9 protein-coding genes are annotated in these 13,601 nt (G+C 55.2%); 1 reads left to right on the forward strand and 8 read right to left on the reverse strand.

The genetic code is table 11. The features are described from left to right. Positions 1-74: 74 nt before the first annotated feature. The 8 genes from KOL70_RS08080 to wbaP all read right to left on the reverse strand — a co-directional run bounded on the left by KOL70_RS08080 (position 75) and on the right by wbaP (position 11,178). Positions 75-2,285, reverse strand: coding sequence for a phage tailspike protein (locus KOL70_RS08080; protein ID WP_215480488.1), 2,211 nt, complete (start codon positions 2,283-2,285; stop codon positions 75-77). 69 nt (positions 2,286-2,354) lie between these two features. Next, entirely contained in the window at positions 2,355-3,389 is a 1,035-nt protein-coding gene (locus KOL70_RS08085; RefSeq protein WP_215480489.1) for a glycosyltransferase, read from the reverse strand. Positions 3,390-3,544: 155 nt separating this feature from the next. Then, positions 3,545-4,297, reverse strand: a complete 753-nt coding sequence (locus tag KOL70_RS08090; protein WP_215480490.1) for a glycosyltransferase family 2 protein — start codon at positions 4,295-4,297, stop codon at positions 3,545-3,547. 70 nt (positions 4,298-4,367) lie between these two features. Then, positions 4,368-5,285, reverse strand: coding sequence for a glycosyltransferase family 2 protein (locus tag KOL70_RS08095; protein ID WP_058757292.1), 918 nt, complete (start codon positions 5,283-5,285; stop codon positions 4,368-4,370). A 395-nt stretch (positions 5,286-5,680) separates the two neighbouring features. Next, a complete protein-coding gene (wzc, locus tag KOL70_RS08100) occupies positions 5,681-7,858 on the reverse strand; it encodes a tyrosine-protein kinase Wzc (protein WP_021509327.1) in 2,178 nt (725 codons plus the stop codon). Between the two features lie 12 nt (positions 7,859-7,870). Next, positions 7,871-8,305 (reverse strand): protein-tyrosine-phosphatase, encoded by a 435-nt coding sequence (locus tag KOL70_RS08105; RefSeq protein WP_021509326.1) that lies wholly within the window; start codon positions 8,303-8,305, stop codon positions 7,871-7,873. 9 nt (positions 8,306-8,314) lie between these two features. Continuing rightward, positions 8,315-9,445, reverse strand: coding sequence for a polysaccharide export protein (locus KOL70_RS08110; protein WP_031280061.1), 1,131 nt, complete (start codon positions 9,443-9,445; stop codon positions 8,315-8,317). Between the two features lie 299 nt (positions 9,446-9,744). Further along, positions 9,745-11,178 (reverse strand): undecaprenyl-phosphate galactose phosphotransferase WbaP, encoded by a 1,434-nt coding sequence (wbaP, locus tag KOL70_RS08115; protein WP_058780355.1) that lies wholly within the window; start codon positions 11,176-11,178, stop codon positions 9,745-9,747. Between the two features lie 789 nt (positions 11,179-11,967). Here wbaP and KOL70_RS08120 point away from each other — a divergent pair. Then, positions 11,968-13,536, forward strand: a complete 1,569-nt coding sequence (locus KOL70_RS08120; protein ID WP_058757290.1) for a TerC family protein — start codon at positions 11,968-11,970, stop codon at positions 13,534-13,536. The last annotated feature ends 65 nt before the right edge of the window (positions 13,537-13,601 follow it).

A 13,601-nucleotide genomic window follows, 5' to 3' on the forward strand; every position in this document is an offset into this window, starting at 1 on the left:
TTGCGCTTTGCCCGTCCTCGCTCGGTGCCGTTGTGGCCTCCGCGATAAATTGCACCGTTACCTGCGTTAAATCCTCACGACTTCAGCGCAAAATACGGCAGCGCCACCTGCTCGCCGTTGATCACCACTGAAACAAACCCCTTCGGCTGGCGCGTATCCACCTGTTCGGGCTTCAGCGCGCGCGACGCCAGCAGCAAATCGCCCTGCTCATTGCCGCCGATGCCGGCTTTACCGTTGTGCAGGCTAAACCGCTGCGGGGCCGGCTGGCTGCCGCTGGTCGGACTGCCCTGCGCCATGGTGGCGTCAACGCGCGCACAGCGGCCGGTGAGGAACCGGTCTTTGGCGGTGCTCTTAATCAGCACCACCGCCGTCGGCGTCCAGCCCGCCAGTTTGACGAACACTTTGCTATCGGTATCGCTGCGTGCATCGACGCGCACCTCCAGCACCGGCGAACTGCCTTCCGCGGACCAGCTGGCTTCCGCCTTGCTGGTTTTGCGCTGCAGATGAATCACCGCGCGGCCGCCGGTCTGTTTACCGCCCATCACATCGAGCAGCGGCTGCTTGTCGCTGCCGTTGCTGAACTGCGACTGACCAAACAGCTCGATCTCCCAGCTGTCACCCACGGTGGGCGAGTAAAAATTCCCCAGCTCGAACCAGGTGGCCTGATTGGTGTTGTTGGTCAGACGGAAACGCGATGTGATGTAGTTGTATTTCAGGCTGCCGTCGATGGCCACGCCGTAAGACTCTACCCGCGTTGAGCCCATCTCCCAGATATTCAGCCAGCGCTCGCCTTCCAGCGAGTTATCGATCCAGCTGCCAGACTGCAGATTGGTCTGGCGCATGTTAAGGCGGGAATTGCGCGCGTTCAGCGGGTTTTTGCAATCTTCCAGGCTCAGCGCATCAATGATCCACTGGCCGTTCGAGATATCGCCGGGGTGCTCGCTGTGCTCAATCCAGCCGTTATGAATGATCGACTGGCTGCAGCGCGGCAGGTTAAGTACCATGCCGCCGGTACAGCGCTGGGCGTTGAAGTTCGACAGCTCAATCGCCGTACTGTGGTCCCATGCACCCTGCTTCTGTCCGGACCAGCTGGCTTTGATCACGTCACCGGTACAGGTGTCGGCGTACCACTGGTCGATTTTGCAGTCCAGCGTATCCAGCAGGCTGATCGAGGTGCCGCCGACGCGGTTGAAGCGCAGGCAGGCACCGCGGAAGAACTGGCCGCCCGGACAGGTGTTGCGGAACAGCCCCTGTTTGTTTGGCCGCTTGTCGTTCTGACCGTTGAAGATCAGGTTGGAGATTTCGGTCCAGCGCGCATTCACCTGGAACAGGAATTCGGAACGACCGTCAGATACCAGCGTGGTCGCCGGGAAATAGCCGAAGTTAACCATCGCACCGGAAATGCGGAAGAAGCGCTGCTGCTGATCGCCAAAGTCACAGCCGGTCACGAAGAAGGTGCCTGCCGGGAACTGCACGCAGATCTGCTGGTTAGCCTTGAGCGACCACTGATACATGGCTTTGATCGCCGGTGCCGTATCGGTTTTGCCATCGGCGATGGCGCCGAAGTCAAACAGCGTCAGACGGTTGAAATCTTCCACCACGCGGCGCCAGTAGAACCCGTTGCCGCTGAAAATCACGCCGCCATCATCTTCGCCTTCGCCATACACGCCGACGAACTCGCCGCCGCCCACTTCCAGCCCTTCGTGCCAGCTTTTCAGCTTGATTTTCGCTCCGGCAAACAGCGGTCGGGTTTTACGCAGCTCTTCCACCGACGGTATTTCGCCGATCAGCTGATAGCCGTTCGGCTGCGCCAGGCGCTGGCTGAAGTTGCTGGCGTTCGGGCGCGACACGTCGCTGATGGAAAACAGCGTATTGCCCTGGTTATCTTCCACTACCATCGAGTGCGCGGGATTGGCAATTAACGCGGCATTATCGTGAATAAACTGGGCAAAGTTGCCTTTATTGAGCGCAATGGGCTGGCTCACCTGGGACACCTTACCGCTAGCGTCGCGCAGATACACCGGAATCTGGTTGCCGGCCTGGCTGGCATCTTTGCCTGCTGCGCCAATCCACAGTTTGCCCTCAAAATTCTGCCAGAACTGCGGTGGCATGGTATAGACGTTTTCCGGCGTCAGAATTGGCACATCGCCCGGCGGGACGCTGGAGGCGTCAACCGCTTTCAGCGCCGGCTGACCACTTTTGGCGGCGTAACTGGAAAACACGCTCACCGACAGCGCGGCAACAATGGAGGAGGCTGCAGTTTGCAAGACTTCTCTTCTTTTCATGCTAACAATCCCGTGGTCATGGAGCCGCATGGCGGCCGAAAAGGTATCCCCGAGGCACGATAAAAGTGGTTACACCAGCGCCAGCCAGCTCTGTTTGATCTGATTACCGTCAAACTTCAGCGCCGTCTCTTTGGTCTTTTCGCTCATGGCAAAGAACAGGCGATCGTCGCTGGCCAGCTGCTCCATGCGCGCCAGGAAAGTGGCTTTGTCGTTCATTGGCACCAGGAAGCCATCTTCGCCGTGGTTGATGATCTCCTGCGGTCCGGTCGGACAGTCATAGGCCACCACCGGCAGCGACCAGGATTTGGCTTCCAGCAGTACCAGCGGCAGTCCTTCATAACGTGAGGTCATCAGCGCCATGTCGCTGTCGCGGTAGTAATCATTGATATTGCTGACTTTGCCGACAAAGTTAACGCTGCCGGTGATGCCCAGCGCCGCGGCCTGATCGTGCAGCTGCTGGCGCAGTTCGCCGTCACCGGCGATCACCAGCTTCCACTCCGGGTGTTTTTTGCTGAAGTCGGCCCAGATATCCAGCAGCAGGTCAAAGCCCTTCTGGTTATCGAGGCGGCCTACCGCCAGCGCCTGACGGCTGCGCGTCTTGCGCTGCCAGGATTTGTACACTACCGGATTAGGAATTTGCTGGCTGGGGATATGCCAGCGGGTGAAGACCTGATGGTCTTTGTCAGTCAGCACGATCACCTGATCGTAGTAGCGCAGCAGCAGCCACTTCAGCAGTTTGATCGGCTTGCTGAACGAGTTAATAGCGATGTGCTCGCAGGCGTAGGCTTTGAAGGTTTTTTTCTTCATTGCCATCAGGTTCCAGAAGGCAAACATCACGCTCAGGCGCCCCATACTGATCAGGAATACGCTGTCGAAGCCCTCCTGATGGATACGCGCCACGGCACTTTTAATCGGGTTGCTGTGGCCTTCGAAGCTGACAATCTCTTTCACCCGCTCAAACGGGTAAAAGGTTTTGCCGTGCCCTTCCAGCGAGTAAATGGTGACGGCATGCTCCTCACCGAGGCACTCCGACATGAAGTTGCAGATGTTCTCCGTGCCTGCGTAGGAGTAGGCATCCTTAATAACCAAAACAATCTTTTTCATCTGATACTTTTCACCTCAAATTGCTCAAATCCAGACCCAAGTCATTTGCGTTGCCGCAAGGCGGCAAGTGCGTTCATTCCCGGGAGCTTACTCAGGTAAGTGACCGGGATGGACGTGCGCAGCCAACGTAGCGGCAGCGCGAAGGACACAGGGTCTTAGCGATGTTTAAGGGTGAAAAGAACCCCATTCACCATATACCAGCCGTAATAGTAATAGATTTTTAAAGGATTGTTTTTATAGATAATTCTTAATAATTCGAGGTGCCATTTCGCCGCTTTATTTTTGTTACGCGACAGCGAATCGCCCAGCTCGTAGTAGTTGACCAGCGTCTTCTGGATCACCCGGGCTTGTTTGTAGCGGAGGAACAGCTCATAGAGGAACAGGAAGTCTTCATGGCCTTTACGCTGGAAGAAGATGCCCTGTGGCGGACGACGGAAACACACCGAGGAGAAGCAGACGCGATACTGCTTCTTCACGAAGTTTTCCTGCTGCAGATAAGGTTTGTGGTAGTTGATGTCGTGATCGGCGGTTTTGGTTTTGTAGTGATAATGGGTGATCACGAAGTCGTCGCCGGCGGCCAGCGCCGCGGCCTGCTCGGCCAGTTTCTCCGCGTACCATTCGTCATCGCTGTCGAGAAACGCAATGATCTCCTCTTTGGCCGCGCGCAGGCCCACGTTGCGCGTTTCCGCCGCGCCGAGGTTGACCTCGTTGCTGAGGATAGTGATGCGCGCGTCCTGGCAGTGCTCGCGCACAAAAGCGAGTGAATCATCGGTGGATTTATCATTGACCAGGTAGAGATGCCAGTCGCTGTAGGTCTGATTCACGATCGACTCAACCGCACGCAGCACGGTGTTGCGCGCGTTGTACATCGGCATCACGATACCGATGGTGCCAACATGATTTGTCATTTGTATACCCGGAGTGTCAGGAACCGAAAAAATGCTCCCGCTGCGGGAGCAAGTGAAAGTCATAAATCGATCAGGAAACCGCTCTTCGCCCCGTGAAGCGCGACTTCAGCTTATCGACCAGGCGATTGATGAAGTAGGCGCGGTTATCACGGTTGGTGAGGAAGAAGTAGCGCGCAAAACTGACGCTGGCCAGCAGCGAATTGCCATCCATTTTGTAGCGCAGCGGCAGCTTGAACGCTTTGTAGGTATGGATATCGCGCGCCGTCAGGTGCGGCTTCATGGTGTCGAGCCAGAAGAAGGAGTACTTCACCGACTCGCCTTTGTGTTTGGAACCAAATTTGGTCACCAGATGGTAGGTCGCCAGCGGTTTGGCGATCATCACAAATTCATAGCCCATGCGGTCGGCGCGGATACAGAAGTCATAATCCTGATGGCGAATATAGCGCGCATCAAACTGGATTCTGGCGGCATCTTCGCGTTTCAGCACGATGGTACTGGTCTGGATAAAGCCGTAACAGCCAAACAGGTACTCCGCCACGGTCTCGTTTTTACCCGGCGGCTGCATCGGCATCACTTTGAGGAAGCTGCCGTCCTGATGAATATTGACCTGGCTGAAGATGACATAGCGCGATTTACCCTGCGCTTCCAGCTTGCGGATGGTATCGCACACTTCCAGCAGCTTGTCCGCGTGCCACTCGTCGTCGGCGTCGAGGAAGCTGATGAAGTCGCCCTGCGCCAGTTCAATACCTTTGTTGCGCGCGCCGGCGCCGTTGAGTTTGACCTCAGACAGCTCCAGTTTGATGTCCAGATCCTGATAGCGCTCGCCGCGCACCACCTGCGCCAGTTCCGCGGCATCAGCGGATTTGTCATCCACGATAATGACTTCAAAGTTGCGATAGGTTTGCGCTTTGACGCAATCCAGCGTCGTGACAATCGATTTCGACGCGTTATAAGCGGGAATTACAATTGAGAAGCGGATGTCCTGCATTGCCAGCACCTCTTAAACAGCTGTTCCAGATTCAACGGTAACGCGAGCGGCCTGTAGAAAGGAATCGGCTTTGTTCTGAAAAATCATGCCGTTAGTATTCTTTTTCAATAAGACTTTTCGTACCGTCACGGAAATACCTAAGATTGTGCTGTGTGTATGTTGGGTGGTGCAAAACGCACCGAAAAAATCGTTATTATGTTCGCGGTATCAATTTCACCGCCGCAGTTTTATGCGTTTAATCACCGCACGTTCCGTAGCGGCGCAATTTATTGCGCGATAAATCGCGCCGCTACAATACTCTGCGGTGTATCCGCATGTTTTGCAGAGGCACAAGGCATGGCGCTTAGCCAGAGACGCGCCATAAAAAGGGGCGGAAAATCCGCCCCCGATAGTGCTTAGCTTTTGCTCTCTTTGCCGTATTCGTAGTTGTAATAGTCGTAGCCATAACCATAGGCATTCGACGCTTTACGGACCACGGCGTTGAGGATGACGCCTTTAATCTCGATACCGTTTTGGGCGAAGCGCTTGTAGCTGACATCCAGCTCTTTGGTGGTGTTGGTTTCGAAACGCGCCACCATCAGCGAGGTACCGGCCAGCTTACCGATGATGGAAGCGTCGGTCACAGCCAGAATCGGCGGCGTATCGATCAGCACCAGGTCATAGTTCTTGCTCGCCCAGTCCAGCAGCTCCTGCATGCGACGATGCATCAGCAACTCAGACGGGTTCGGTGGCACCTGACCGCGCGGCAGGAAGTCAAAACCGTACACGCCCTTCTGAATCATCGCCGGCGAGAACTCGCTCTTGCCCGACAGCACGTTAGACAGGCCAGTCTTGTTGTCCGCACCCAGCAGCTCGTGGGTATAGCCGCGACGCATGTCACCATCGATGAACAGCACGCGCTGACCTGCTTTGGATACCAGCGTCGCCAGGTTGGCACAGATAAAGGTTTTACCAATACCCGGGCTGGCACCGGTGATCATCAGGATGTTGTTTTTCGCTTCCATCATGGCGAAGTGCAGGCTGGTACGGAGGCTACGAATCGCTTCGATGGAGAGGTCAGTCGGGTTACCCAGCGCCAGCAGCGTGTTGTGCGGATCCGACTTCTCTTTGCTGCCGCGTCGCGCCAGCGCTTCGGTGTCTTTCTTACGCTGCCACTCGGAGAGCGGTACGCTGGCGTAGACGTTCATGCCCAGCTCTTCCAGCTGCTCCGGGTTGTCGATACCGTGGTGGAACAGCGCTTTCAGCAGCACCAGACCAACCGACAGCATCAGACCAACAATCAGACCCGCGACAATAATCAGCAGCTTCTTCGGTGCCACCGGGCTGGTGCTGGTTTCGGCACGGTCGATGATGCGCACATCACCCACGGTGCTGGCCTTGCTGATGCCCAGTTCCTGTTGACGGTTCAGCAGCTGCATGTAGATTTCCTGACCGGCCTGCACGTCACGCGTCAGACGCAGAATCTCCTGCTGGGTCTGCGGCATGGCCGAGATTTTCTTGTTCAGCTGCGCCTGTTCCGCTTCCAGCGTTTTGCGTTTTTCCAGCAGCGCGCGGTAGGTCGGGTGGTCTTTGGTGAACAGCTGGGAAACTTCGGCTTCACGGAAGGTCAGCTCGTTCAGCTGGCTCTGGACGCTAACGGACGAGTCGAGCGCCGATTTGGCTTCCAGTGACATGTCGACCGACTCGTTCTGACGACGGAAGGTGTTCAGCTTGTCTTCCGCATCATCCAGTTTGGCACGCACGTTAGGCAGCTGGGTGCGCAGGAATTCGAGGCTCTTCTCTGCCTGCTCAGACTTGCGCTCAACGTTCTGCAGCAGATAGTTGTTGACGATCTGGTTCAGCACGCGGCTCGCCTGCTCCTGATCTTCATCCTGGAACTCCAGGCCCAGCACGCCGGTGGTTTTGCCTTTGTCAGCGACGGTCAACGCGCCGAGTACGGTTTTAATCGCCTGCAGGTCGCTCAGCTTGGTGACGCTGAAGCTGGTGCCTTCGTCAGCCTGAATGCCGCTCACCAGCATGGTGACGTCGCCATGCTGCTCCAGCTGACCGACGCGGCCTTTGAACAGCTCGTCGCCGTCTTTGCTCACGGTATAGGTCTGCGGACCGGTGACTTCCAGCTCAACGGTACGTTTGTCGATGCTGCGCGGAATTTCCAGGCGTGAAATGGCAATCTGCGCCGGCTTGTTGCCCATCAGGCGCGACAGACCTTTACCGATTACCGGGAAGTAGTTTTGCTGAATGACCGTGTCCAGACCGAGGTCGTTAACGGTTTTACCAATCACCATGCGGGATTCGATGATTTGAATCTCGGTGTCTGATGCTGGCGTGGTCGGAATCACATCCTGTAATTCGTTCAGCACCGAAGCGGTGTTTTTCTGCTCCACCTGCACCATAGCGTCCGCGCTATAGATTGGCGTAGCAAACAGTGTGTAGAGCGTTGCCATCAGCATAAAGAAAGCGGTGACCGCCACGATGATCCAGCGATGATCGATCAGCTGTCCCACAAGATGCGCCAGATCCCATCCATTCGAATCTTCTTTTGGCGCAGTCATAACCTTGTTTTTGATATTCATGGATATTCCCAACTATCGGCTTAGTACGTTAACCCATTTCTGGGTAGCGTTTTCCAGTAACCCGTAAACCTCTTCAAAGGCCTCACGGCTTTTTTTGTACGGATCCGCAATTTCCTGTTGGTTAAGCCAGTGGCCCAGCAGCATGGTCTTCCCCCGCGCGGCCGGATCGATGCGATTCACCTGCTCAACGTGGCGCTTCTCCATTACCAGAATCAGGTCAAAGTCACGGCACATGCTGGCCGTTAACTGCTGAGCCTCATGACCGTCCAGCGAAACGCCATGTTCAGCGGCGACGGCGCTGGCCGTCTTATCCGCCGGGTGGCCCTTCAGGGCGCCAAGACCGGCTGAGGCGATACGGGTATGCGGAAGTGCGCGTTTAAACAGACGCTCCCCGGTGGGGGAGCGGCAAATGTTGCCGACGCAGACGACTAACACTGACTTAATCATGGTAAAACCTTAGTCCGACCAGTTGCGGAAACGCAGCGCTGCGGAGCTTGCATCGTCGATACCCACGATGGTCGGCAGCAGTCCGGAAATCACGCGGTTCCAGCGGGTGATTGGTGTTGCGGTGACGTAGACAATGTCGTACGGCTCCAGTTGGAATTCGGTGCCCATCACCATCGACGCCGCATCTTTGGTGTTCAGCTGATAGATGTTGGCGATCTTGGTGCGGTTAGCACCGCGAATCGGACGAATGACGAATACGCCGGTGGCGTCAGAGGTGGTTTGATCCATGCCCTGTGCGTTACCCAGCGCTTCAGCCAGCGTCATGCCGCTGCGGTCCATCTTCAGCGTGGTCTGCTGTTTCACTTCGCCCATTACGAAGATCTTCAGATCGTCGTTACGCGGTACGTAAAGGATATCGCCCGGATAGAGCAGATGGTTCTGGCTCAGGTCGCCGTTTTGCATCAGCGCCTGCAGCGAAATGCGCTGCTCGCGGCCGTTGTGCGTCAGCACCACGTTGCGCCAGTCGGCGTCAGCGGCAAGGCCACCCGCGGCGTTCACCGCATCCAGCACGGTCAGCGGCACGTTGGTGATTGGCTGCTGGCCGGAGGTGGTGACCGAACCAGTCACGTAGGCTTTCTGCGAACGGAACGCGGCCACGTTGACATCCACCTGCGGACTTTCAATGAACTGCGCCAGACGACGCGCGATTTCACTGCGGATTTCCGTCACGGTGCGGCCTGCAACGCGCACTTTACCGATGTACGGATAGAAGATGGTACCGTCTGCCTGCACCCAGTTACCGGTGTCGCTGGCGCTACGGTACTGACCGGCCGGCGTGGTCAGCTCAGGGTGATCCCATACGGTGACGTTCAGTACGTCGCCGATGCCAACGCGGTATTGATAGCTCTGAATCTCGTTCTGCAGCAGCGGGTTAGCCTGAGCAACCAGCGGCTTCGGACGCATCTGTTCAACCAGACGCGGCGTCAGAGGGAAGACGTTAACGTATTTGTCGATGTCAAAATTGCTATCCTGTTGCTCAATGACATCTTTTCCGCTAGTGGAAAGGTGCGAACCTGGTTCGATGGTGCACCCGGAGAGGAAAGTCGCGGATACCAGTAACGGTATCAATTTAGTTTTCATTATCATCTGGTTCTTCGCTATCAGTTAATGATTGATAGAGGCGAAAACGCCGCTGTGTAAGCGTCTAACAAAAATAAAGGCAAGGAATTAAACACTGAAACTGAGGTTCATTATCATTAGCTCCCTGGTTTATGTTGTCATCCTGATTGCAGACGACTTCAATTAAAGTGGGTTATCGTTAAGCGGCTTAATAACCCGCTCTGTTCGGGCTCGATAATGGCAGTTATCAGTTACAGACACTCCCAGCACCGGCAGTTATCAGGCGGGAACGTTATTTCGTCCCCTGCCCTTGCTGTCTATCAATAAGCGCCGTCGCGTTTGAGTACCACGCCGACCGTCTTAAACAGAATCGCGATGTCATTCCACAGCGACCAGTTTTTGACATACCACGAATCGAAATAGACGCGCGTCTCATAGTCAACGTCGTTACGACCGCTGACCTGCCACAATCCCGTCATGCCTGGCTTTGCCATCAGGTAATAATCAACATCACCGGCATAACGGCAGAGTTCATCTTCAATCACCGGGCGCGGGCCAACGAGGCTCATGTCACCGCGCACAACGTTCCACAGCTGCGGCAACTCATCCAGACTGGTTTTACGGATGAAATGACCGACTTTGGTAATACGTGGATCGTTTTTCAGTTTGAAATCTTTGTCCCACTCGGCGCGGGCTACCGGGTCGGTGCGCAGCACCTCTTCCAGCACCTCTTTCGAGTTAATCACCATGGAGCGGAACTTCAGGCATTTGAACTTGCGGCCATTGAGACCCACACGTTCGTGACCGTAAATCGGTGGTCCGCCATCACGGCCAACCATGAAGCCGAGTACCAGCAGCGCAGGTGACAGCGCGATGATGATGCTGAGCGCGCCGACGATATCAAATGCCCGCTTCAGGACACGCGAGGTGCGTTTCGCCAGGTTGTTATTCACACGCAGAATCATCACTTCATGGCTGAAGATGTAAGCCATATCGGTGCCGTACAGCGGTACGCCGCGCAACGTCGGGATAACCGAGACCGAGCGACAGTTATGCATCGCCAGCATTTTCAGCCAGCGGTCGCGGTGCTGACTCTGCTCAAACTCAACCGCGACGATGAACTGGGTTTCGCTGTTGGTCAGCTGCCACAGCTCCTGCTCGTTATGCAGCACCGGTACACCGGAGATGCTGGCCTGCGGGCAGCTGCCATCGACGTCAAAGAAGGCGATCACATCAAAGCCCATCACCTCTTCGCTCTGCAGCGCCTGCCAGGCTTCCTGCGCGTTACGGTTGCTGCCAATAATAATGGTTTGCTTTTTCCACATACCGAAATGATTCAGTACGCGTTTGGAAATAGCGCGCGCCAGCGGAATCAGCACCAGCGCTAAAATCCACGTTAATACCCAGACAAAACGGGACATCTGCCATTGTGATAATGCTGAAATTGACAAATCGATGACAGAGAAAATGAGAACGGTACGAAAGATCTCTTTCAGCTCAAACCAGAAGGGTTTGCGATAGGTATAATGACGCAGGCGAACCCAGAACCAGCCTGTACAAATTAAGGACAGGCAGACATGGGTGGCGATTTTTAAGTTGAGGTCTTTTTCAGAAATATCTGCCAGTGGAGAATCGGCGAACGAATTAATCAGCGCGAGTGCAATAAACAATGCCGCGTTGAAACAAATTAAATCCGAGCACGCCAGTAAAATTTTTGTCAGAAGACTTTTATATGTAAATTCATTATCGCGCATATTTGACTCTTTTATTTTATTTCCCTTAATCCCTAACGCCTAAGCCTGAGTAATTAATGAGCGATGCACTAACTAAACCAGCGAGACAAACTGCGGCGAACTCCCCGGCATTTAGGCCAATTCTCTTTCCAGTTAAGCAAGAAAATTGTGATAAATACCAACAGATTAGTCTGACTTCCTTTTGCCGCAAGGCCAGACAATTCTTAACCTGTGAAAACCACATCAGGCACGCTACCGCCCTTGGCTGTCGCTGCCAATACCGCTTACAACACCCTATTTTTTGTCCGCGCTTTGTCGCCACGCCGGGAAATACCCGCCTTAACCCGTGCACGATCACAATTCACAACATTAAGAAGCTAAACAGCGCGCTATTAACAACATTGGCGCAGACATTAACTAACACGTTGCTATACTAGTTATTACTGGCTTGTTTACAAGTAGGCCCCGTCTTCCCTGCACTATTTTAGGAAAAAGACTACCAGCCATAAGTATTGATGCCAGCACCGCCAGGCAATTTCACGCCAAATTTCAGAATAATTCGATACCCGTCTTCAGATTAGTCGCATTAAAAATGTACGCTTTTGCCGCCGGATAAGAATAAATAGTGGTCTTCATCCACACAGGATGTTTATCCATACTTTTCACTTATCGCCCGGCTGAACAAGGTAAGATTAATCCTAATAAGCCGCCAGCCCGCGACATCCGCGCGGCCGGGGCGTATTTGTACCCTGTCTGACGATTAACTATCATCAGACTAAGCTCATTTTTAGACATTATGGTGATGAAAGTATGTGGGAGTGGATCATCGATCCGTCGCTCTGGGCAGGATTAGTCACGCTAATCGTTCTTGAGCTGGTGCTGGGTATTGATAACCTGGTTTTCATTGCCATTTTGGTGGAGAAGCTGCCGCCGACGCTGCGCGACCGCGCGCGGGTGTTCGGCCTGCTGCTGGCGCTGGTATCACGGCTGGTGCTGCTGGCGTCGCTGTCGTGGCTGGTTACGCTGACCCAACCGCTGTTCACCCTCTTCCAGCACAGCTTCAGCGCACGCGACCTGCTGCTGCTGGGCGGCGGTATCTTCCTGTTGTTTAAAGCCACCACCGAACTGAACGCCCGGCTGGAGGGCAGCGACGAGGAATCGGGTCAAAATAACAGCGGTGCTAAATTCTGGCCGGTGGTGGCGCAAATCGTGGTGCTGGACGCCATCTTTTCACTTGATGCCGTCATTACCGCCGTCGGTATGGTCAACGACCTGCCGGTGATGATGATCGCCGTGACCATCGCCATCCTGTTAATGCTGCTGGCCAGCAAGCCGCTGACGCGCTTCGTTAACGGCCATCCTACCATTGTGATTCTCTGCCTGAGCTTTCTGCTGATGATCGGCTTTAGTCTGGTGGCAGAGGGTTTCGGCTTCGTCATTCCGAAAGGCTATCTGTACGCGGCCATTGGCTTCTCGATTGTGATTGAGATCTTTAATCAGCTGGCGCTATTTAATCGCCGCCGTTTTCTTACCGCCGGACGACCGCTGCGCCAGCGCACCGCCGAAGCCGTGCTGCGCATTTTGCGCGGTGAAGCGCAGCGCGCCGATCTGGATGCCGACACGGCATCGCTGCTAAGCGATAACCAGGGCGCAGCGCTGTTTAACCGTCAGGAGCGGCGCATGATCATGCGCGTGCTGGGCCTGGGTCAGCGCCAAATTAACAGCATCATGACGTCACGCCATGACGTCGAGCATATTGATCTGAGCGAAGATCCACAGTCGATCATGGATAAACTCGACCGCAACCAGCATACGCGCCTGCTGATCACCGAACAGGGGCGCGAGCCGCTGGGCGTGGTGCATGTGATTGATCTGCTGCATCAGTCGCTGCACAGTAAATCGCTGGATTTGCGTGCGCTGATTCGCCAGCCGCTGGTGTTTCCCGAGCGCGTCACCCTGCTGCAGGCGCTGGAGCAGTTTCGCCATGCGCGCACCCATTTTGCCTTTGTGGTGGATGAGTTTGGTTCGGTAGAAGGCGTGGTGACGCTGAGCGACGTGATGGAGACCATCGCCGGCAACCTGCCCAATGAAGGGGAAGAGATTGATGCCCGTTACGATATTCAGCCCGCAGAGCATGGCGGCTGGATCGCCAACGGCCATATGCCGCTGGAAGATTTAGCGCTGTATGTGGCACTGCCGCTCGACGAGAGGCGCAATTACCATACGCTGGCGGGATTGCTGATGGATAGCCTGCAGCACGTACCGGCCGAAGGTGAGGAGTTGCGCGTCGGGGATTATCTGCTGCGCACCCTGCAGGTGGAGAACCATCGGGTGCAAAAAGTCGAGATTGTGCCGGTCGCGCCCGCACCGTTTATTTAACCCGGTGCCGGGGCGTGATTTATCGCGTGTTGCTTAGCTGGTCGCCATAAATGGCGACCCTACAA

The organism is Pantoea sp. B270, assembly GCF_018726825.1.
GTDB lineage: Bacteria > Pseudomonadota > Gammaproteobacteria > Enterobacterales > Enterobacteriaceae > Pantoea > Pantoea dispersa.

Coding starts and splice junctions, on each gene's coding strand:
- KOL70_RS08080 (WP_215480488.1), bottom strand. CDS start 2,285: ATGAAAAGAAGAGAAGTCTTGCAAACTGCAGCCTCCTCCATTGTTGCC.
- KOL70_RS08085 (WP_215480489.1), bottom strand. CDS start 3,389: ATGAAAAAGATTGTTTTGGTTATTAAGGATGCCTACTCCTACGCAGGC.
- KOL70_RS08090 (WP_215480490.1), bottom strand. CDS start 4,297: ATGACAAATCATGTTGGCACCATCGGTATCGTGATGCCGATGTACAAC.
- KOL70_RS08095 (WP_058757292.1), bottom strand. CDS start 5,285: ATGCAGGACATCCGCTTCTCAATTGTAATTCCCGCTTATAACGCGTCG.
- wzc (WP_021509327.1), bottom strand. CDS start 7,858: ATGAATATCAAAAACAAGGTTATGACTGCGCCAAAAGAAGATTCGAAT.
- KOL70_RS08105 (WP_021509326.1), bottom strand. CDS start 8,305: ATGATTAAGTCAGTGTTAGTCGTCTGCGTCGGCAACATTTGCCGCTCC.
- KOL70_RS08110 (WP_031280061.1), bottom strand. CDS start 9,445: ATGAAAACTAAATTGATACCGTTACTGGTATCCGCGACTTTCCTCTCC.
- wbaP (WP_058780355.1), bottom strand. CDS start 11,178: ATGCGCGATAATGAATTTACATATAAAAGTCTTCTGACAAAAATTTTA.
- KOL70_RS08120 (WP_058757290.1), top strand. CDS start 11,968: ATGTGGGAGTGGATCATCGATCCGTCGCTCTGGGCAGGATTAGTCACG.